This is a genomic window from Nonomuraea angiospora (assembly GCF_014873145.1).
Classification (GTDB): Bacteria; Actinomycetota; Actinomycetes; order Streptosporangiales; family Streptosporangiaceae; genus Nonomuraea; species Nonomuraea angiospora.
In genome coordinates, this window is record NZ_JADBEK010000001.1 from 8,336,011 (window position 1) to 8,356,189 (window position 20,179).

The 20,179-nt window shown below is 70.9% G+C and carries 20 protein-coding genes; 15 read left to right on the top strand and 5 right to left on the bottom strand.

Translation table 11 applies throughout. The annotated features are described in order from the left end of the window. From H4W80_RS38235 to H4W80_RS38245, 3 genes are read right to left on the bottom strand one after another with little or no spacing between them, the layout of a single operon-like run. Window positions 1-1,416, bottom strand: a complete 1,416-nt coding sequence (locus H4W80_RS38235) for an oxygenase MpaB family protein (protein WP_192789506.1) — start codon at window positions 1,414-1,416, stop codon at window positions 1-3. Next, the gene (gene uppS, locus H4W80_RS38240) at window positions 1,413-2,150 is read right to left on the bottom strand and encodes a polyprenyl diphosphate synthase (RefSeq protein WP_192789507.1); all 738 of its coding nucleotides are present in this window, start codon (window positions 2,148-2,150) and stop codon (window positions 1,413-1,415) included. Before uppS ends, H4W80_RS38235 begins: the two co-directional genes overlap by 4 nt. A 47-nt stretch (window positions 2,151-2,197) precedes the next feature. Continuing rightward, the gene (locus H4W80_RS38245; RefSeq protein WP_192789508.1) at window positions 2,198-3,394 is read right to left on the bottom strand and encodes a hypothetical protein; all 1,197 of its coding nucleotides are present in this window, start codon (window positions 3,392-3,394) and stop codon (window positions 2,198-2,200) included. 385 nt (window positions 3,395-3,779) lie between these two features. Here H4W80_RS38245 and H4W80_RS38250 point away from each other — a divergent pair, with 385 nt between their 5' ends. After that, window positions 3,780-5,027 (top strand): cytochrome P450, encoded by a 1,248-nt coding sequence (locus H4W80_RS38250; RefSeq protein ID WP_225963883.1) that lies wholly within the window; start codon window positions 3,780-3,782, stop codon window positions 5,025-5,027. Here H4W80_RS38250 and H4W80_RS38255 read toward each other — a convergent pair. Further along, complete coding sequence (locus H4W80_RS38255; RefSeq protein WP_192789510.1) at window positions 4,957-7,821, bottom strand: AfsR/SARP family transcriptional regulator; 2,865 nt, start codon at window positions 7,819-7,821, stop codon at window positions 4,957-4,959. The two genes, H4W80_RS38250 and H4W80_RS38255, sit on opposite strands and share 71 nt — an antisense overlap. Window positions 7,822-8,068: 247 nt before the next feature. On the opposite strand from H4W80_RS38255, the gene H4W80_RS38260 reads away from it, so the two are divergent. After that, window positions 8,069-8,488, top strand: coding sequence for a VOC family protein (locus H4W80_RS38260; RefSeq protein WP_192789511.1), 420 nt, complete (start codon window positions 8,069-8,071; stop codon window positions 8,486-8,488). Here the strand turns inward: H4W80_RS38260 and H4W80_RS38265 are convergent. Then, window positions 8,479-9,102, bottom strand: coding sequence for a TetR/AcrR family transcriptional regulator (locus H4W80_RS38265; protein WP_318787254.1), 624 nt, complete (start codon window positions 9,100-9,102; stop codon window positions 8,479-8,481). The two genes, H4W80_RS38260 and H4W80_RS38265, sit on opposite strands and share 10 nt — an antisense overlap. Window positions 9,103-9,170: 68 nt before the next feature. On the opposite strand from H4W80_RS38265, the gene H4W80_RS38270 reads away from it, so the two are divergent. From H4W80_RS38270 to H4W80_RS38330, 13 genes are all read left to right on the top strand, one after another. Then, window positions 9,171-9,536 carry an MmcQ/YjbR family DNA-binding protein gene (locus H4W80_RS38270; protein WP_192789513.1) on the top strand — a complete coding sequence of 122 codons (366 nt, stop codon included), beginning with the start codon at window positions 9,171-9,173 and terminating at the stop codon, window positions 9,534-9,536. 26 nt (window positions 9,537-9,562) lie between these two features. Beyond that, window positions 9,563-10,075: a GNAT family N-acetyltransferase gene (locus tag H4W80_RS38275; RefSeq protein ID WP_318787255.1), complete on the top strand. Its 513-nt coding sequence runs from the start codon at window positions 9,563-9,565 to the stop codon at window positions 10,073-10,075. A 235-nt stretch (window positions 10,076-10,310) separates the two neighbouring features. Further along, complete coding sequence (locus tag H4W80_RS38280) at window positions 10,311-10,688, top strand: hypothetical protein (protein WP_192789514.1); 378 nt, start codon at window positions 10,311-10,313, stop codon at window positions 10,686-10,688. Between the two features lie 19 nt (window positions 10,689-10,707). Continuing rightward, window positions 10,708-11,598 (top strand): DMT family transporter, encoded by an 891-nt coding sequence (locus H4W80_RS38285; RefSeq protein WP_192789515.1) that lies wholly within the window; start codon window positions 10,708-10,710, stop codon window positions 11,596-11,598. After that, complete coding sequence (locus tag H4W80_RS38290; protein WP_192789516.1) at window positions 11,595-12,218, top strand: GntR family transcriptional regulator; 624 nt, start codon at window positions 11,595-11,597, stop codon at window positions 12,216-12,218. Before H4W80_RS38285 ends, H4W80_RS38290 begins: the two co-directional genes overlap by 4 nt. A gap of 68 nt (window positions 12,219-12,286) precedes the next feature. Beyond that, entirely contained in the window at window positions 12,287-12,637 is a 351-nt protein-coding gene (locus H4W80_RS38295) for a hypothetical protein (protein ID WP_192789517.1), read from the top strand. Between the two features lie 270 nt (window positions 12,638-12,907). Next, the gene (locus H4W80_RS38300) at window positions 12,908-14,374 is read left to right on the top strand and encodes a sugar transferase (RefSeq protein ID WP_192789518.1); all 1,467 of its coding nucleotides are present in this window, start codon (window positions 12,908-12,910) and stop codon (window positions 14,372-14,374) included. 2 nt (window positions 14,375-14,376) lie between these two features. Next, on the top strand, window positions 14,377-15,444 hold the full coding sequence (locus H4W80_RS38305; RefSeq protein ID WP_192789519.1) for a glucose-1-phosphate thymidylyltransferase: 1,068 nt from the start codon (window positions 14,377-14,379) through the stop codon (window positions 15,442-15,444). After that, entirely contained in the window at window positions 15,441-16,367 is a 927-nt protein-coding gene (gene rfbB, locus H4W80_RS38310; RefSeq protein WP_192789520.1) for a dTDP-glucose 4,6-dehydratase, read from the top strand. Before H4W80_RS38305 ends, rfbB begins: the two co-directional genes overlap by 4 nt. Window positions 16,368-16,392: 25 nt before the next feature. Further along, on the top strand, window positions 16,393-17,244 hold the full coding sequence (rfbD, locus tag H4W80_RS38315; protein ID WP_192789521.1) for a dTDP-4-dehydrorhamnose reductase: 852 nt from the start codon (window positions 16,393-16,395) through the stop codon (window positions 17,242-17,244). Further along, window positions 17,229-18,188: an endonuclease/exonuclease/phosphatase family protein gene (locus tag H4W80_RS38320; protein ID WP_192789522.1), complete on the top strand. Its 960-nt coding sequence runs from the start codon at window positions 17,229-17,231 to the stop codon at window positions 18,186-18,188. The genes rfbD and H4W80_RS38320 overlap by 16 nt, the downstream gene beginning before the upstream one ends. 52 nt (window positions 18,189-18,240) lie before the next feature. Beyond that, window positions 18,241-19,020 carry a WecB/TagA/CpsF family glycosyltransferase gene (locus H4W80_RS38325; RefSeq protein ID WP_192789523.1) on the top strand — a complete coding sequence of 260 codons (780 nt, stop codon included), beginning with the start codon at window positions 18,241-18,243 and terminating at the stop codon, window positions 19,018-19,020. Then, a complete protein-coding gene (locus H4W80_RS38330; protein WP_192789524.1) occupies window positions 19,017-20,132 on the top strand; it encodes a hypothetical protein in 1,116 nt (371 codons plus the stop codon). Before H4W80_RS38325 ends, H4W80_RS38330 begins: the two co-directional genes overlap by 4 nt. Window positions 20,133-20,179 lie beyond the last annotated feature (47 nt).

The following is a 20,179-nucleotide window of genomic DNA, read 5'->3' on the forward strand; positions in this document are numbered from 1 at the left end:
CTAGGACAGGAGGGAGTCGTACGCGACCGAGTGCTGCTGCCCCGACATGAAGGACAGGAACTGCCTGACGAAGGCGCTGCGCGAGTAGGCGTCGGCTCCGCCGGTCAGATCGCGGCGGAAGGCCGTGCGGAACAGGCTCTGGAACTCCTGCGCGTCGATCGCCTGGTCGTCGTCGGCGTCCGTGACGTCGAACAGCACGTCGGCGACCTTGATCAGCCCTGCGCCGGGCAGAGAGACGGCCGTGGCGGCGTATTCCTGCCGGGTGACGCGCCCGTCGTCGTCGGCGTCGAGATTGGTCTGCAGCTCCCGCCACCAGGCGGCGTAGGCGTCGTAGAGCCGCTCCTCGTCCTGCTCGTCCAGGTCGAGCCGGGTGGCGAGCTCTCTTGCCATGGCCGCCAGGTCGGGCCAGGTGAGGTAGCCGTCGCCCGTCTGGTCCAGGACCTCGGCGAAGAACCGGTCGGCCGAGCGGGTGGTCGGGCTGACGTCGTCGGGGGCCGGGGTGACGAGCCTGACCAGGGCCGCGGCCTGGCCGGCCTTGCGGCGTACGGTCTGCCATGGTCCGGAACCACCGGTGTGGCTGGGATCCAGCAGGCTCACGAGCGAGTTGACGTCCACCCAGCCGTCCGGGAGCACGCGGCTGGCGAAGCCGGCGGTGAGGTAGGCCCCGTGCATGAGCGTCCGCGCACCGGGGAGGTCGGGCAGGGCGACCCGGCGGCAGAAGGGCTCCGGCAGCGACGCGATGGTGATCGCGGCGGCCACCGGGCCCGCCACGCTCCGGCCCGCGGCCCACACCGCGGGATGGTTGCGCAGCAGGGGCGGCGCGGGCACGTTGGCGAAGAGCCGGTAGAGGATGACCCGCACGGCCTCGGTGCTCTCCAGGCGGTGGGTGATCATGTCGTCGTAGTAGGCCCAGAACTCCAGCAAGGTGGCGGGGAGCTGGTCGCTGTCGCCCTCGATCAGGGCCAGGAACGCGCGGAACTCGGCGTAGAGCTGCTCCAGCGCGGGCCGGTCGAGCGACTCGCCGCTCAGCCGGTACATCGTCACCGTCGACTCGAACAGGGTCGCCACCACCCAGGCGCGTGCCCCGGCGTCCGTGCCGTCGTAGTGGCGGCCCTGCGGGTCGGTGCCCGAGATGCGGGCGTGCAGGCGGTTGAGGCGGGTCGCCTCCCGGGTGCGAACGTGCTGGTCGGGGTCGAGCACGCGCTGCATGCTCACCAACGTGTTGCGCAGCCGCCGCCACGGATGCGTCACGAACGACGAGTTTTCGATCAGCGCGGCGCCGATCTGCGGGTGCGCGGCCTCCAGGACCGTGGCGCGGGTCACCGCGAGGCCCCACCGCGCGTCGTTGACGAGGCGGCGCAGCATCGAGTCCGGCCCGAAGGCGTCCACGGCCTGCTCCGCGGTGCTCTGGCTCATCGAGGTTCCTCTCCCGTGGTGGCGCTCGACTGGCGGACGTCGCCGAACCGGCGCTGGCGCGATCGGTAGGCGTCAAGGCATTCCCAGAGGTGGGTCGCGCGGAAGTCCGGCCACAGCACCTGCGGGAAGACCCATTCGGCGTAGGCCACCTGCCAGAGCATGAAGTTGGAGATGCGCTGCTCTCCGGAGGTGCGGATGACCAGGTCCACGTCCGGCGTGTCGGAGTAGGGGAGATGCCGGGCGAAGGTGGCCTCGGTGACCTGCTCGGCCGGCACGTCGGCGCGGATCAGCGAGCGGGCGGCCTCCACGATGTCGCGGCGCCCTCCGTGGTCGAAGGCGACCGTCAGCGTCATCTGCCTGTTGTCGCTGGTGAGCGTCATCAGGTCGGTGATGTCCCGGACCAGGGTCGGCGGGATCCGCGGATCCGACATGCCCAGGAACCTGCACCGGACGCCCCGCGCGTGCAACGCCGGCGCGTGCTTGCGGATGGCCCGGCGCACGAGCCTCATCAGGATGTCGACCTCGCCCGCCGGCCTGCGCCAGTTTTCGGTGGAGAAGGCGTACAGGCTCAACCACCTGATGCCGGCCGAGCGGGCCTCCTCGATGATGTCGATGACGGCGGCCTCCGCCGCCTCGTGGCCCGCGGTGCGCGGCAGCGATCGCTGCGCGGCCCACCGCCCGTTTCCATCCATCACGCAAGCGACGTGACGCGGCAATCCGCTGACGACTTTCATAGCTGAGCGTGACTATATCATTACTCAAAGTGTTGTCGAGCGTGGGCTCACTGCGACCAGTGCGAATAGGGCTCCCGCAACTGCGTCTCGAGGATCTCGGTCGCTGACTCCTTGGGCAGGATCGGGTCCTGGAACGACTCCTTCCAGGGGTTGTCGAACAGCCAGGAGAACGGCTCGTCCTTCTCCAGGCGGTCGAAGTACGTGCCCTGTTCGTCGTGATAAAGGTCGACGTATTCGACGTAGGCGATCTGGGGCAGCAGCAGCTCGGCGTCCGCGGGGATCAGGTCGTAGCAGACGCCCATGTTCTGGTTGAACTCGCGCAGATACTGGCGGGCGCGGTCGTCGTCCTCGTCGTCCTCGCCGCCGGCCCACTCCCACAGGTCGTCGATCTCGAAGTCGCCGACGGCCTTGGCGCAGTTTTCCTTGTATCGCCAGTAGAGCTCGCCGAACGTCAGGAGCACGTCGCCCGTCCGGCCCGCGTCGTAGGCGAGCGTCTTCGAGCTGGCGTGCAGCATCCTGAGCGCCTGCTGGCACAGCTCCGCCGCCTCGCTGCCCCACACCTGGGCCAACCCCTTCGAGTGCCCCTCGATCGCGGCCGCCGCGCCGGCCATCCGGCCGGCGAAGTCGTGGAGCACCACGCCGAGGTCCAGCAGGCGTTCCGGATGGCTCCGGTCGAAGAACTTCCTGATGCCGGCCGCGCTGTTGGCCGAGACGTCCTCCTCGCGCCACGGCTCGGTGTCGGACGGAGGCCGGGAGTGACCCGGATCCCGCTGGCCGTGGACGGCTTTCCGCAGCTTGTCCAGACGGCGGTGGAGGATGCCCTCGGCCGTGTCGTAGTTCATGGCGGCGACGTACACCAGCTGGCCGAAGCCCTCGTACGACTCGTGGAACGCCTCTGACCGTTCCTTGAGGCCGGAGAACTTCCGGTTGAGCGCGGTCATCATCTTGTCGGCGGACGTCCATGCGCCGTCCAGATCGGTGCGCATGACCGCGACGGGGGAGTAGGCGCCGAAGTCGGTCCCCCAGACGTAGTGCCCGAAGGCCGAGCTCGGCATGCGGTCCGAATGCGTGCCGTCGCTGACGGAGGTCTTCGCGCCGAGGGCGTCGATGACCATCTGCTTCGAGCGCTTCTTGAGCTCCGCCCGGTCGACGACTATCCCGCGCTCAGGCGATGGCCATGATCGGTCCAGCTCAAGCCCGTCGTGCCACTGCCGCCAGGGTTCGGAGCTCGGGGGGTCCTGCATGCGCGTGTCCTTCCGGCGCCACGGGCCGATCGCGGCGGCCGGGCGCCGCCTACATACATGTTAGGCATGTCTGTAATCTTCCCGTCAAGATCGTGTAACCCCCGACTCGCCGGCTCTTCATCGTGGATCGCTCCAGGTGGCGAGGCGGTGCTGACGCAGGCGGTTTTCATGCGGAGATCATGCGCCCCGTGATCGATCGTGGTCAGTGACGACATTCGCGCTACGGAGGTTACGCATGAAGCACATCCGACACGCAGCCGTCCGCCTCGTGGGCCGGGTCCGCATGGGAGGCATGTACACCTACTGGAACTTCTTCAACTAAGAGGGCCGACGAGTGACGCATGCACCTGGTTCGGAGCGGCCCCCCGGGCCCCGAGGGCACTGGTTGTTCGGCAACACCGAGGAGTACGACCAGGACAGGAACGGCTTCCTGGAGCGGTGTCACCGTGAATACGGGGACGTCTTCTCGTTCGACGCCCGCACCATCGTGGTGTCCTCACCGGATCAGGTGCATGCGTTGCTCACCAGGACCAACAGAGACTTCCTGGCCGAGAATTCGCCGCTGGCGGGAAGCGTGGACACCGAGCGGATGGCGGCCGACGCCGAGCTGTGGACGACGACCCGCCGCGCGGGCTGGCAGGGGCTGCACCGGAGGGTGGCGCAGGCGCACGCCGAACGGCTGCGGGAGATCTTCCTCAAGACCGTCGGTGACGGGGAGATTGACGTGCTCGCCACGATGGCCGACTTCTCCGGCCGGGCGACCGCCGACTTCTGCCTGAGCGCGGACGCGGCAGGCGTCCCGGAGACGCTGGCCGAGAACGTCGCCGCCATCGACCCCCTGTCGCGCGACTCCCTGCAGCTGCCGCCGTGGTGGCCGTCGCGCAAGGTGCGGCGCTTCGCCCGCTCCCGCAAGCGGCTCCTGGCGCTCATGACCGACATCGTGCGCCGCCGCCGGTCGGCCGGGGACTCCGCCGCCGCGCAGGATCTCCTCGGCGTGCTCCTCGCCCCGGGCGATCAGCAGCTGTCCGACCTGCAGATCGAGCGGTTCCTGCGCGGGATCATGCTGGCCGCGCTGGGCGTCCCGGCCGCCGCGCTCACCTGGATCGTGTACGAGCTCAGCACCCGGCCCGACGTGCTGGCCCGGCTGGAGGCCGAGGCCGCGTCGGCCGGCGAGGTCCCGGTCATGGGGGACCTGCCGTACACCGAGGCGTTCGTCAAGGAGGTGCTCAGGCTCTGGCCGCCGACCTGGCTGATCGGCAGGACCGTACGTCACGGGACCGAGCTCGACGGGTGGCGTCTCAAGGCGGGGGATCAGGTGCTGTTCAGCCTGTACCGGCTGCATCGCGACCCGCGCTGGTGGTCCGACCCGGACCGGCTGGTGCCGGAACGGTGGCTGGAGCCCCACGTCGCGCCCGTCAGGCACACCTATCTGCCCTTCGGCGCCGGGCCGAGGGTGTGCGTGGGGACCCAGCTCGGCATGATGCAGCTGACCCTGGCGACGGCCTGGCTGGTCAGCGGCATGAGCCTGGCGCGGACGCGGGAGACGGAGATGGTGCCCGACTTCAGCGGTCTGCTGGTGCCGCGTGACCTGAGGGTCCGGCTGGAGCGGAAGGCGGTGCGGCAAGGCGCCTGAGCTTCTCCTGGACGTTGCCGGCTTCGAGCGCGCGGTGCTGCTTGTGGTAGAGATCGAGCGCCCGCTGCCAGGCGTCGCGGGCGGCGGCGGGCCGGCCCGTCTCGTGGTGGAGGTCGCCGATGCGGACGAGGGTGTCGGCGCCCTGGTAGGCGTTGCCGAGCTGCTCGCGCAGGTCGAGGCACCGGTCGTAGTAGCCGAGCGCCTCATCATGCTGCCCCGTCCGGTGGGCGATGTAGCCGAGGCTGTCGAGGGTGGCGGATTCGCCGTTCAGGTCCTCGTGCTTCTGGAACAGCTCCAGAGCCTGCTCGCAGTACGACCGCGCCTGCGGGTGACGGCCCAGCTTGGCGTGGCACCAGCCGGCGGCGCTGAGCGCGTTGGCCTCCCAGAGGGGGTCCCGGAGCTCGCGCTGCAGGCGCAGGGCGTTCTCGACGTGCGGGAGCGCGCGCTCGGGCGCGCCCAGCTCCAGCCAGCAGAACCCGAGCGTGTGGCTGGTGTGCGCCTGCCCGGCGAGGTCCTCCTCCTGCTCGAACAGCTTGAACGCGAGCAGCAGGTGCTCCAGGCCGTCGTCGGCCCGGGAGTCCTGCGCGTAGGCGTACCCCAGGTACCAATGGGCGAAGGCCCGGGGGACCGGCCGCCCCAGCCGCTCGGCGGCGGCCAGGGCCGTCTCCCAGGACTGGATACGCAGCTCGTGCTGGCACCGCTTGTGGTACGTGTCCATGGCCCACGCCAGCCGCCAGACGGCCGCGTCCAGGCCCAGCCTTTCGGCGTGCCGCTGAACGGCGATGAGGCTGGACTGCTCGTCCTCGAACCACGCCCAGGCCGACGCCGCGTCCTCGAACTCCTCCCGCCCGGCCTCGCCGGAGATCCGCCCGGCCTCGCCGGAGATCCGCGCGGCGAAGGGACGGTTGGGGTTGAGCAGCCGGTCGCCGGCGCACGCGGTGACCACGTAGGCGTCGACCAGGCGGGTCAGCGCCTCCACCCGCTCCTGCTCGGGCAGATCGGACTGCGCGCGTTCGGCGGAGTAGAGGCGGACCAGGTCATGCGTGCGGTAGTGCCCGGGGCGGTGCTGCTGGATCAGGTTGGCGGCTTCGAGGCGCCGCAGCGACACCCTGGTGCGGGAGTCGGGCAGGCCGGCGAGCGCGGCGGCCGACCGCAGGCTGATGTCCGGCCACGGCGCCAGTCCCAGCAGCGCGAACAGCCGGGCGGTGCCGGGGTGGAGTGCCTCGTACGAGGACTTGAACGCGGCCCGCAGGTCCGCGTTCAGGTCACCGGTCTGCAGGGCGTCGAGGCGGGTGGCGGGGCTGCTCAGCTCCTCGGCGAGGACCGACAGGGGAAAGCCGGGGTGCATGGCCGCGCGCGCGGAGAGCACGCTGATCGCCAGGGGGAGGCCGCCGCTGTGCTCGACGAGGGCGGCCGCGCTGTCGGGGTCCGCGCCGAGCCTCGACTCGCCCAGGTGCCGGCCGAGCAGGCGGCGCGTCTCGGCGGGCGTGAGGGCGTCCAGGCCGATCAGGCTCGCGCCGCGGGTGGCGTTCAGGCCCGGGAGGCGGTTGCGGCTGGTGACCACGACGACGCAGCCGGGGCTGCCGGGCAGCAGCGGCTCGACCTGGGCCACGTCGCGGGCGTTGTCGAGGACGACGAGCAGGCGGCGGTCGGCGACCAGCGACCGGTAGAGCCCGGCCTGGGCCTCCTCCCCGGCCGGGACGGCCGCCGCCGGGACACCGAGGGAGCCGAGGAAATGGCGCAGCGCCACATGGGCCGGCAGGGGGTCGCTGCCCGGGTCGAACCCGTGGAGGTTGACGTAGAGCTGGCCGTCGGGGAAGAGGTCGATGGTGTCGTGGGCCCAGTGCAGGGCCAGCGAGGTCTTCCCCATTCCCCCGGTGGCGCTGATCGCGGCGATGGCCACGCTGTTCCTGGTCCGGTCGCGGGCGAGGCGGTCCAGCTCGGCGCGCTCGCGCTCGCGGCCGACGAAGTGCGGTGGCGGGGCGGGTAGCTGCCGGGGGATCGGCGAGGCCGCCGGACGCGGCTGGGGTTCGGGCGTGCTGTCGGAGGTGAGGATCCGCTGGTGGAGCTGTTGCAGCCCGTTTTCGGGCTCCAGCCCCAGCTCCTCGGTGATCCGTTCGCGCAGTCTCCGGTAGACCGCCAGGGCGTCGGCGCGCCTGCCGCTGCGGTGCAGCGCGAGCATGAGCTGGCCGTGTGCCGACTCGCGCAGGGGATGGTCCGCGACGACCGCGGTCAGCTCGGTGACGGCTTCGGCGTGCCTGCCCGCCGCGAGCATGGCCGAGCCCCGCTCCTCCACCGCTTCCAGCCGCAGCTCCTCCAGCCTGGCCACTTCCGCCTGGACGAAGGAGCCGTCGATCCCCACCAGCGGCGCCCCGTGCCAGAGGCTCAGCGCCTCGTCGTAGCGGGTCACCGCGGTCTCCGGGTCGCCCGCGGCCGCCGCCTTGCGGGCCCGCGCCACCCCGTCGAGGAACCTGGACAGGTCGAGCTGGCCGGGTGCCAGCCGCACGACGTACCCGGGCCGCTGCGTGCGGATCAGCTCGTCCCCCGCGGCGGCGCACGTCTTCCTGAGGTCGGAGATCAGCATCCTGACGCGCGAGGAAGGGGAACTCGGCAGCGGTTCGCCCCACAGCGACTCCGCCAGCCGCTGGACCGACACCACGCGGTTGGCGCTCAGCAGCAGGATCGTCAGCAACGCCCCCTGCTTGCCGGTCAGGACGACGGATCCGCTCCCGGTCTGGAGCTCCACCGGTCCGAGAAGGCGGAACCTGGCCCGCGTAAGACCTTCAGCACTCACCGGCGACCTCCCGCGGAACCAGCTCCCCGAGGTGAGGATAGTCGAGGCTTGATCACCGCGCCGGATTCGCATTTCGCAATTGGCGAGGCGCGGCTGCCGCCGGACCTGCCGTGTTTACTTCGCTGTCATCCGGATCTTTCATTATGAAATGAGTACGGCGCAGGCCGATGCCGGCCGCTGAATCACCGTCCAACCATGAAACCACAGGTGGACAGGGGGATTCGGGCGGCAGAAAACGGAGGTATGCATGGACGTGCGGCTCGACCATCTCGTCTGCTGGGTCTCCGACCAGCTCGATTCCCTGCATTTCTACGAGCAGGTTATCGGCCTGCCCGGGGTGCGGGCCGAGGAGTTTCGCGAGGGAAAGGCGGCGTTTCCGAGTGTACGGGTCTCGGCCGAGACCATCCTCGACCTGATGGCGTACGAGGCCTCCATGGGGGTGGACGAGGGCACCGGGGTCAAGGGCAGCACCGGGCATCCGATCAACCACTTCTGCCTGGCCGTCGGAAAGGAGGATTTCGACGAGCTGCAGGTCCGGCTGAAGCGGCACGGGGTCGAGATCACGGGCTCCGGCGTCAACTCCTTCGGCGCCCAGGGCATCGCCCCCGAGACGATGTTCTTCCCCGACCCTGACGGCAACGTCGTGGAGGTGCGCTACTACGAGTGACGGCGCAGCTTGGCCCGGGCGGCGCGGCGTACGAGGGGGCCCATGTCCTCCAGGGCCGCCACCAGGCCCGCCAGGCTCTCCAGGGCGTCGAACGCCTGGTTCGCGCCGTCCGGGTCCACTCCTTCGTAGAGCTCCAGGCCCACGAACGCCGCCGCCGTGGCCTTGGCCAGGCCCGTCACGTCCACGAACTCCGCCAGCGGCGACCTGGCCAGCACCCTCCCCAGCGCCTGCTCGACCTCCTCGATCCACAGGTTGAGGCCGGTGGCGGTGGCCGGTGCGAGCTTGGGGTCGGTCTGGCCGCCCGCGAGGACCTGGGCGAGGGCGGCGACGGTGCCTTCCGCCCGTTCCTCCGCGTGCAGCGCGCGGCCGAGGTCGAGGAGCTCGCGGAGGGTGGTGACGGCGGCGAAGCGGGCGCGGTAGAGGGCGACGCGCTGCCGGGAGCCGTGCTCGACGGCGTCCGCGAGGAGCTGGTCGACGCTGCCGAAGTGGTAGAAGACGAGGGCCTGGTTGACCCCCGCCGCCGCGGCGATCGTCCGGGCGGAGACGCCGGCGATGCCGTGCTCCTTGAGCGTCTCCAGCGCGGCTTCGAGCAGTTTGGTACGTGTGTCGGCCACCGGTCTCACGTTAGCGGGCTCCGGCGTCGCTGCCGGAACTGTCGGTCGGGTCTGGTACACAGGCGGGCATGGGTGTGAGCGTCGATGAGTTCCTCCAGTTGCTGGACGAGTTGCCCGGGGTCCACATGAGCCACGGTGGCGAGTGGATCGGGCTCAAGGTCCGCGACAAGGGCTTCGGCTACCTGTGGGAGGCGACCGAGACCGTCGGGCTCAAGGCCACGATCGAGGAGCAGATCGCGCTGGTGGCCGAGCGGCCCGACGTGTTCGAGGTGCAGTTCACGGCCGGGCGGTTCGGCTGGGTGGTCGTGCACCTCGACAAGATCGACTCTGACGAGCTGTTCGAGCTGGTGGCCGAGGCCTGGTGCCTGACCGCGCCGAAGGCGATGGTGGCCGAGTTCGAGGCCGCGCATCAAATCGGGCAGGGCGCGTTATAGGTGCATTCCGGGTAATCTCGGGCATTGTGGGCGCTGTGCACGTGCGGTTGCGGGAGTGGCGCGCGGACGACGCGCCGGTCGTGCTGAGGGCCTTCCGGGCGCCGGACCTCCGGACCCAGGCGTCCTGGCCCGTCGTCACGCTCAAGGACGCCTCCGGGTGGATCGCCGCCTGGCGCGGGGTGGGCCACGCGTTCGCCATCACGATCGAGGGCCCCGAGGGCGAGCAGGTGGTCGGAAACGTCGCGGTGTCCCGCCTCGACGACCACGACAGCGGCTGGGTGTCCTACTGGGTCGTGCCCGAGGCCAGGGGTCGGGGCATCGCCGCGGCGGCCACCGGGGAGCTGGCCCGGTGGGCGTTCGGCGAGCTGGGGCTCTGCCGGCTGGAGCTGGAGCATCACGTCGACAACCCGGCGTCGTGCCGGGTCGCCGCGAAGGCCGGGTTCCGGCCGGAGGGCGTCCAGCGCGGCGAACGCCAGGAGGTGGAACGCCACGTCCGCCTGGCGACCGACCCCCCGATCGCCGCCTTCCCGGCCCCGTGACCGGCCCCCCGATCGCCGCCTTCCCGGCCCCGTGACCGGCCCCCCGATCGCCGCCTTCCCGGCCCCGTGACCGGCCCCCCGATCGCCGCCTTCCCGGCCCCGTGACCGGCCCCCCGATCGCCACCTTCCCGGCCCCGTGACCGGCCCGCCGATCGCCGTCTTCCTCGCTGCTCGGTGACCGTCACGCACAGCTGACCCGTGGCCACGTACCGCCCCGCTGATCTACCCTTTCTTGGTGGACAGCGAGAGTCTGGCCGCAGCCGGTCTCCTGGAAGCCCTGAGCCGGGCGTCAGGGATGCTCGCGGAATTACGTCACCCGTTCGCCAGAAGCGAGCCCTTCTCCTATTTCCTCCCGCCCGCCGGCGCCCGCGTCGGCACCGGCCTCACGCTGCCCGATGGCCGCGAGGTCCGTTTCGAGGTCTCCATCACCGTCTTCGCCGGCGCCTTCCACATCGAGGGGTCGATCACCGCGGAGGACGAGCCGCTGTTCGAGCTCCCGCGCAAGAGCGTGCCGGACCTCCGTGACGCCCTGGCCGTGCTGGACGACTACGCGGGGGAGGTGGTGGCCCCGGCGGGACGGCTGATCGACCAGCAACTGGACGAAATTGTCTAACTGTCAGACAATGGTGGGCATGAGAAACGGACCACCCGCCGTTGTCGCTGCCTCCGTGCTCTGGGGCACGGCCGGGACGGCAGGACTGCTCGTCTCCGCCGACTCCGTCGCACTGGCCGCCGCACGGCTGGTCATCGGGGGGACGGCGCTCGCGCTCGTGGCCGGGGCCGGCGTCAGGAAGGCGATCAGGCCGAGCCTGCTGCTGGCCGCCGTCGCGGTCGCCGCGTACCAGCTCTGCTTCTTCGCCGCCGTCGCCCGCACGGGGGTCGCCATCGGCACCGTGGTGGCGATCGGGAGCGGGCCCGTCTTCACGGGGCTGCTGTCCTGGCTCCTCCACGGTCACCGGCCGACCGCGCGGTGGGCCGCGGCGACCGCCGCGGCCATCTGCGGGTGCGCCGCGCTCATCGTGGGCGGCGGGGCCGAGGCCGGCGGGCAGACGGTCTCGGGGGTGCTGTTCGCGCTGCTCGGCGGCCTGCTCTACGCCTTCTACGCGGTCATGGCCGCGCGGGCGATCGGCCGCGGGGCCGAGTCCAACGCCGTCATGGGGGTCATGTTCGGCGGTGCGGCGCTCATCATGCTGCCCGTCCTCCTGGCGAACGGGCTCGCCTGGATGAGCGAGCCGCGCGGGCTGCTCGCCGTCCTCTACCTGGGCCTCGGCACCACGGCCCTGTCCTACTTCCTGTACGGCAGGGGCCTGCGGACCACGCCGGTGGCCACGGCCGCCACGCTGGCCCTGGCGGAGCCGGCGGTCGCGGCGCTGCTCGGCCTGGTGGTGCTCGGCGAGCGGCTGGCCCCGATCTCGATCGCGGGCCTGGTGCTCCTCGCGCTGAGCCTGGTGGCCGTGGCGATCCCGGAGAAAGCACGCGACCAAGAGCCCGTGCCGGAAAGGGAGCTAGAGTCGCAGCCGTGACGTTGCCGCTCAGACCCGTCTCCACCGTCGGCGCGCTCGCCGACTCCCTGCGCAGCAGGGTGCTGTCCGGCGAGATCCCGCCCGGCACCCCGCTGCCCGAGCAGGAGATCGCCGCCTCGTACGGCGTCGCCAGGCCGACCGTGCGCGAAGCGCTGGCGAGCCTCGTCCACGAGGGGCTGCTGAGACGCGAGCGCAACCGCAGCGCTTATGTCCCCGAGGTGACGCTTTCGGACCTCGACGATCTCATGTACGTGCGCAGGCCGCTCGAAGACCTCATGGCGCAGGCCGTGGCCGGGCAGCGGGTCCCCGGGGCGGAGGCCGCGCTGCACCGGATGGCGGCCCTGCCCGCCGACGCGCCCTGGTCGGAGAGCGTGGCCGAGCACATGGCGATGCACCAGGCGCTGATCGAGGCGGTGGGCAGCCCCCGGCTCGAACGGCTCTACGGAGTCCTGGCGGCGGAGACGCGGCTCGGGCTGGTGCGGCTCCGGGAGGTCTACACGGACCGGGACGTTTTGGTGCGCGAGCATCGCGAGCTGCTCGACGCCATCGCCGACGGCCCACCGGACGCGGCCAGGGCGGCGGTGGCCGCGCATCTCAGCCACTCGTGGGGCGGTCACTGAGGGGGTCAACCGCACCATTGTGTGCGAACCCTTGCGGGACAGCCCCTGAACTCGCAAGAATCGCGCCCATGCACGGCAATCCGATGCCGGACTCCTACGTATATGTCACGGAAGAGGGCGTCACCCGTCACTACGCGGACGGTAGCGTCGAGGCCCTCGCCTGGGAGGACGTGGTGGAGGTCCGTGTCGTCACCGAGGCCGGGGAGGACGTCCTCTACATCCTGCTCGACCGCGACGGCGAGGGCTGTGTCGTGCCGCGTTCGGCCACGGACGCCACCTTCCTGGCGCGGCTGCGCTATCTGCCCGACTTCGACCTCGATCGGCTGGCCCTGGCCGCCGACTCCACGGGTGACGGGGTTGTGGTCGTCTGGCGCAGTCCTGACCCGCCGTCCGCATTGCCGGATCTGGAGTACGACTAGCGGCTTGATTCAGCCGCAACCTGCCGAAATACCCCCGTAAACCGCACATTTTGCCAGCCAGAACGCTGCACTTATGGATCGTTCCGTCAAGCCCTTCTGTTGCTGAGCCCTCGTCCGATTGTGGACATTGGACGTTATTCCCCGTACCGGAATCGATCTTTACTCTTTAGTGGGGGCCGCCGCCCTTGATTGTGCGTGGGACATGTCAACCCATGTGGTTCAAGGAACGTCCTGTTATCGCGGTGCACAAAAGTTTCTCAGGGTGGTGCTATGAGGGTGGGGACTGGGGAGTCCGCTGTCGTGCTCCTCGGGGCCGTGCCACGCCGCGCGTCGAGCATCTGGACGCGCGCGTACCTGCGGCTCCTGTTAGGCGGGGACACGACCTGCGCACTGCTGGCATGCGTCTGCGTGCTGGGCATCCGGCTCGTCGCCGGGGTGTTCATACCGTGGATCGAGTTCATGCTCGGACTCGGCCTGATCGTCGCCTGGCCCGTCGCGCTCATGATGGGCGGCGCGTACCGGCAGCGCGCCAACGGCGAGGGAACGGACGAGTTCAAGGCCGTCTTCAACGGCGGCGTCGGCCTGATGGCGACCGTCGCCATCCTGGCCTATGCGACGCAGACCGCGGTCGCGCGCAGCTTCGTGATGGCGATGCTGCCGCTGGCGCTGCTGTCCACGCTGTACTTCCGCTACCGGATGCGTAAGCGTCTCCACCGCAGGAGAGCGGTCGGCGACTACATGCGCCAGGTGATCGCGGTCGGGCACCGGGAGTCGATCCTCGACCTGGTGATGCAGTTCAGGCGGCAGCCGCACCACGGGATGCAGGTGGTGGGAGCCTGCCTTCCCCACAGTGCGATGGACAGCGCGCTGGACATCGACCTCGACGGCATCCCCGTGCTCGGCTCCTTCGGCGACGTGGCCGAGGTGGTCGAGCGCGTGCGGGCCGACGCCGTGGCCGTGCTGGCCTGCCCGGAGCTGGACGGGGCCGCGCTGCGCCGGCTGGCCTGGAGCCTGGAGACCGCGCGCACCGACCTCTTCGTGGCCCCCGCGCTCATGGACGTGGCCGGGCCGCGCATCAGCATCAGGCCGGTCGCGGGGATGCCGCTCCTGCACCTGGAGCACCCCGAGTTCGACGGCACCAAGCAGGTCGCGAAGACCGTCTTCGACCGCCTGGTGGCGGCGACCGCCCTGCTGCTCCTGGCGCTGCCGCTGCTGGCCATCGCGCTGGTGATCCGCCTCACCAGCCAGGGGCCCGCGCTGTTCCACCAGGTGAGGGTGGGCAAAGGCGGCAAAGAGTTCCATGTCGTGAAATTTCGTACGATGGTGGTTGATGCGGAGCGGCTCAAGAGCGCGCTTCTGGACTCGAACGAGTTCGACGGCGTGCTCTTCAAGATTAGGAACGATCCAAGAATCACTCGGGTAGGCGCTTTCCTGCGGAAATACTCGCTCGACGAGCTGCCCCAGCTGCTGAACGTGCTCCGAGGAGAGATGTCCCTGGTCGGCCCCCGCCCGCCGCTGCCGGAGGAGGTGGGCCAGTACGGCGCCGACGTCCGCCGCCGGCTGGTGGTCAAACCGGGCATGACCGGGCTCTGGCAGGTCAGCGGCCGCTCCGACCTGAGCTGGGAGGAGTCCGTACGCCTCGACCTGCGGTACGTGGAGAACTGGTCGCTCATCCTCGACCTGCAGATCCTCTGGAAGACCTGGTCCGTCGTCACCCGTGGAGAAGGGGCTTACTAGCGGTGAAAGCACTCGTGCTCGCCGGCGGGTCGGGCACACGGCTCCGGCCCATCACGCACACCTCGGCCAAGCAACTGGTGCCGGTCGCGAACAAGCCGGTCCTCTTCTACGGGCTGGAGGCGATCGCGGCGGCGGGCATCAGGGAGCTCGGCCTGGTGGTCGGCGACACCCATGCGGAGATCGAGTCCGCCGTGGGGGACGGCTCGGCCTTCGGGCTGCAGGTCACCTACCTGCGGCAGGAGGCCCCGCTCGGGCTCGCGCACGGTGTGCTGATCGCCAGGGAGTTCCTGGGCGACGAGGACTTCGTCATGTACCTGGGCGACAACTTCGTCGTGGGCGGCATCAACGACCTGGTGGACAGGTTCGCCCGCGAGCGGCCCGCCGCTCAGATCATGCTGACCAGGGTCGGCGACCCGCGCCAGTTCGGGGTGGCCGAGCTCGACGCCGCCGGCCGGGTGATCGGCCTGGAGGAGAAGCCCGCCCGCCCCAAGAGCGACCTGGCGCTGGTCGGCGTCTACCTGTTCAGCCCGGCCGTCCACGCGGCGGTGGCCGAGCTCAAGCCGTCGTGGCGGGGCGAGCTGGAGATCACCGACGCGATCCAGTGGCTGATCGAGGCGGGGCTGCGCGTCGAGTCCTCGGTGATCTCCGGCTACTGGAAGGACACCGGCAACGTCACCGACATGCTGGAGGTCAACCGGCTGGTCCTGGAGTCGGTCGAGCCCAGCGTACGCGGGCACGTGGACGACGCCAGCGAGCTGGTGGGCCGGGTGGTCGTCGCGGAGGGGGCCGTGGTCGAGCGGTCCAGGATCGTCGGCCCGGTGATCATCGGTCACGGCGCGCGGATCCGTGACAGCTACGTCGGCCCCTTCACCTCCATCGGCGCCGACTGCGCCGTCACCGGCAGCGAGATCGAGTATTCGATCGTGCTGCCCAGGGCCTCCATCGCCGGGGTCGGCCGCATCGAGTCGTCGCTGATCGGCCACGACGTCGAGGTCACCCCGGCACCCAACACGCCCAGAGCCCACCGTCTCGTGCTGGGCGATCACAGCAAGGTACAGATCAGTTCATGACCCGGATCCTGGTGACGGGCGGTGCGGGCTTCATCGGCTCGCACTTCGTCCGCAATCTGCACGACATGTACGTCACGGTGCTGGACAAGCTCACGTATGCCGGCAACCGGGCCAACCTCGAAGGAGCGCGCCACGAGTTCGTACACGGGGACATCTGCGACGCCGAGCTGCTCAGGCGCGTCGTCCCCGGCCACGACCTCGTCGTGAACTTCGCGGCCGAGTCGCACGTGGACCGGTCGATCGAGGGCGCGGCCGAGTTCATGCGCACCAACGCGCTGGGCACCCAGACCCTCCTCCAGGCGTGCCTGGAGGCCGGGGTGCCGAAGGTGGTCCAGGTGTCGACCGACGAGGTGTACGGGTCGATCGACATCGGCTCGTGGGACGAGGACGCGCCGCTGCGCCCGCGCTCGCCGTACGCGGCGTCGAAGGCCGCCGGCGACCTGATCGCCCGGGCCTACGCGATCACCTACGGCCTGAACGTCTCGATCACCAGGTGCGGCAACAACTACGGGCCGAGACAGTACCCGGAGAAACTCATCCCGCTGTTCCTGACGAACCTGATGCGCGGCCGGAAGGTCCCCCTGTACGGCGACGGCGGCAACGTCCGCGACTGGATCCACGTCGCCGACCACTGCGCCGGCATCCGGCTGGTCGCCGAGAAGGGCGAGCCGGGCGAGGTCTACAACATCGCGGGCACGGCCGAGCTGACCAACAAGGAGCTGACCGGCCGCCTGCTCCAGGCCTGCGGCAGGGGCTGGGACGCGGTCGAGTACGTCGAGGACCGCAAGGGCCACGACCGCAGGTACTCGATGGACGACGCGAAGCTGCGGGCGCTCGGCTACCGGCCGGAGATCCCGTTCGAGCAGGGGCTGAAGGAGACCGTCCGCTGGTACGCCGAGCACCGGGACTGGTGGACCTCGTGATCGATCGGCTGTGCCGGGAGGCGGCATGAGGTGGCTCATCACGGGCGCCGGCGGCATGCTCGCCGCCGACGTCCTGGACAGGGCGGCATTGACCGGGGAGCCGGTGCTCGCGCTCGGCCGGGCCGAGCTGGACCTGCGCGACAGGCGCGCGGTGCGGGACTTCGTGTCCGCCTACCGGCCGAGAGTCGTGATCAACTGCGCCGGCTGGACCGCGGTGGACGACGCCGAGGCCGGCGAGGCGGAGGCGCTGGCGGTCAACGGGCATGCCGTGCGCTGGCTGGCCGAGGCCTGCGACCTGGCGGCGGCGCGGCTGGTGCACGTCTCCACCGACTACGTCTTCGACGGGGACGGCGTGGTGCCGTACGCGGAGGACGCGCCGACGGGGCCGATCAACGCGTACGGGCGGACCAAGCTCGCCGGGGAGTACGCGGCGCTGGAGCACGGGCACTACGTGGTGCGCAGCGCCTGGCTCTACGGCGCGGGCGGCGCGAACTTCGTGCGGACCATGATCCGGCTGGCGGACGAGCGGCCCACGGTCGACGTGGTCGACGACCAGCACGGCCAGCCGACCTGGGCGGCCGACCTGGCGGACTACCTCGTCCGGCTGGCCCGCTCCGACCTGCCGCCGGGCGTCTACCACGGCACCAGCGCGGGCGAGACCACCTGGTGCGGGTTCGCCAAGGAGATCTTCGGCCTGCTCGGCGCCGACCCGGACCGCGTACACCCCGTGACCAGCGAGGCCTTCCCCCGCCCGGCCAAGCGGCCGGCCTACAGCGTGCTCGCGCACACGAAGGGGGAGCCGATCCGGCACTGGCGCACGGCGCTGCACGCGGCCTGGCCGGTGCTGATGCGTGGGCGTCGGTGCAGCGTCGTCTGAAGGACTCGGTGCTGTGGCTCATGGTGGCGGGCCTGGCCGGGTGGGCGGGCCTGCGCCTGTGCGGCTGGGAGCCGAAGTTCGTCTGGTCGCAGCTGGTGTCGTTCACTCCGTACGCGGCCGTGCTCGCTCTGGTGCCGCTGGGGTTCGCGATCTACCTGCGCTCCGGGGCGCTGGTGGCGGCCGCGCTCGTCGTGGCCGTCGCCTTCGCGGTCATCGTGCTGCCGCGGGCGATCCCGGAGGGCAACCCGCCCGCCGGCGGTCCGGTGCTGCGGGTGATGGCCGTCAACCTGCTGCACTCTTCCGTGCTGCCGCCCGATCTGGTCGACGCGGTCGAGCGCGAGCGGCCTGACGTGCTGCACCTGCTGGAGTTCACCGACCTGATGCGGGAACGGGTGGAGGAGCTCGGGCTGGGGCGGCTGCTGCCGTACAAGATCGTCTTGCCGGGGGAGGACTCCCAGGGCGCGGCGATCTACTCGCGCTACCCGCTGCGGCCGGGGGACGCGCCGATCGCGGCCCCCGCCTTCGTGGAGAGCCCGCGCCACCTTCCCGCCGTCGTCACCCTGCCGGGCGGGCGGGAGGTGGACCTCGTCGCGGTCCACGCGTGCGCGCCCTCCGAGGGCTGGCGTACGGCGTGCTGGGCGTCGAGCATCCGGGCGCTGCCACCTGCCGGAGGGCGCCTGCGCGTGCTGGCCGGGGACTTCAACTCCACCCTGGACCACGCGGTGCTGCGCGACCTGATCGCCACCGGCTACCGGGACGCCGCCCACGTCACCGGCCAGGGGCTGTCCATGACCTGGCCCTACTACGAACAGTCGCGGTTGTTCCCGAAGGTGGCCATCGATCACGTGCTGGCCGACCCCCGGATCGCGATCCGGAGCTTCCGGACCCTGCGGATGCCCAGGACGGACCATCGCGCGACGCTCACCGAGCTGGTCCTTCCGTGATGTCACGTTTCCGGAGCCGGAACCGATATGTCATGGACACCCAGGGGGATGGATGACGAGGTTGCCGGAGCAGGCCTCCAGGAAGACGATACTCGGCACCACACTGGACGCCCTCACCATGCGCCAGGTGATCGCGCGGTGCGTGGCGGCGGTCTCGGAGAACAGGAGACTCACCATCGGCGTGGTGAACGCCGCCAAGGTGGTCAACATGCGGACGGACGCCGCATTACGGCAGTCCGTGGTCGACAGCGATCTCGTGCTGGCAGACGGGCAGTCGGTGGTCTGGGCGGCGCGGATGCTCGGTCACCGGCTTCCCGAGCGGGTCGCGGGCATCGACCTGTTCACGGAGCTGATGGCCGAGGGGCACCGGCGCGGCTACCGCGCCTATTTCCTCGGCGCGACCGACGAGGTGCTGGCCGGGGTGCTGGCGGAGGTACGGCTGCGCTTTCCCGGGCTGGGCATCGCCGGTTCGCGCAACGGATACTTCGCGGTGGAGGACTCGGCCGAGGTCGCCGCCGAGATCGCCGAATCCCGAGCCGACCTGCTGTTCCTGGGCATCACCTCGCCGAAGAAGGAGATCTTCATCCGCGAGTGGGGCGAGAGCACCCGGGCGCGGATCATCCACGGCGTGGGCGGCTCGTTCGACGTGCTGGCCGGGCACACCCGCAGGGCGCCGCTGCGCTGGCAGCGCCTGGGCCTGGAATGGCTCTACCGCATGCTGCAGGAGCCGTTGCGGCTCGGTCCGCGCTACGTGCGGACCAACGGCAGATTCCTGCTCCTGGTGCTCCGGGAGCGGGCCGGTGTCAAACGCAGGATCGAGGAGACGACGTGACGGATCACCGGATCGCTCTGCTGAGCTCCGGACATCAGGACTTCGTGACGGGCATGGTGGACCTGTCCGTGCGCGGGCTGCCGCCGGGCTACGCCGACGGCGAGTTCGTGTTCACCCGCCGCGGACGCCAGAACGCCGACGGGACGTGGACGGCGGCGCCGGAAGGGCGCAGCATCCGCTACTCGGCGATCGTCGCGCTCGGCGTGGGGACCCTGACGGAGCAGCGGCAGCGGGCGGCCCTGGCCGGTGACAGCCTCCTCGACCTGGTGGGCAACCTGATCAAACGGCTGCCGGAGGTGACGGGGGCCGGCGACGCCGCGCTGATCTGCTGGGCGGCTGCGGAGGCCGGACACGCCGATCTGGACCTGGCGCTGAGCCGGCTCGCGGAGCTCGACACGGGCGCCCAGATCCACACCGTCGAGGCGGCGTGGGCGCTGGCCGCCCTGGTCGCGGCCGGCGTGACCGACGGCCGGGCCGAGCGCGCCCGCGAGCGGCTGCTGGCAGGGCTGCGGGGCAACCGGCTCTACCCGCACGCGCTCGGGAAGGGGCCGCTGGTCCCCCGGTACCGCGCCCACGTGGGCTGCTTCGCCGACCAGGTCTACCCGCTGCAGGCGCTGGCCAGGCTGCACGCCGCCACCGGCGACGCCGAGGCGCTGCGCGCGGCCGAGCAGGTGGCGGAGGGCATCTGCCGCGCGCAGGGCCCGCAGGGGGAGTGGTGGTGGCACTACGACGCCCGTACCGGGTCGGTGGTCGAGGGCTATCCGGTCTACAGCGTCCACCAGCTGTCGATGGGGCCGATGGCGCTGCTCGACCTGGCAGACGCGGGGGGCACCGCCTACGTGGCGGAGATCTCCAAGGGGCTCGACTGGATGATCGAGCGGCCCGCCTTCGTGCTCGAAGAGCTCGCTCTGACCTGGCGCAAGGAGGCCAGGGCGGATCCCCGCAAGCTGGTGCGCGGGGTGCGGGCCGCGGCGACGGGGGTGCGTCAGGGGATGCGGCTCGGCGTGCTGGACCGGATCTATCCGCCGGTGGCCGTCGATCGGGAGTGCCGGCCGTACGAGCTGGGGTGGTTGCTTTATGCGTGGCTGTCCACTTGTGGACAGACCTCGTGACTTCTCCCTGATTCGGTGCGATAGATCGAGTTCAGGGCTCGGGGGAG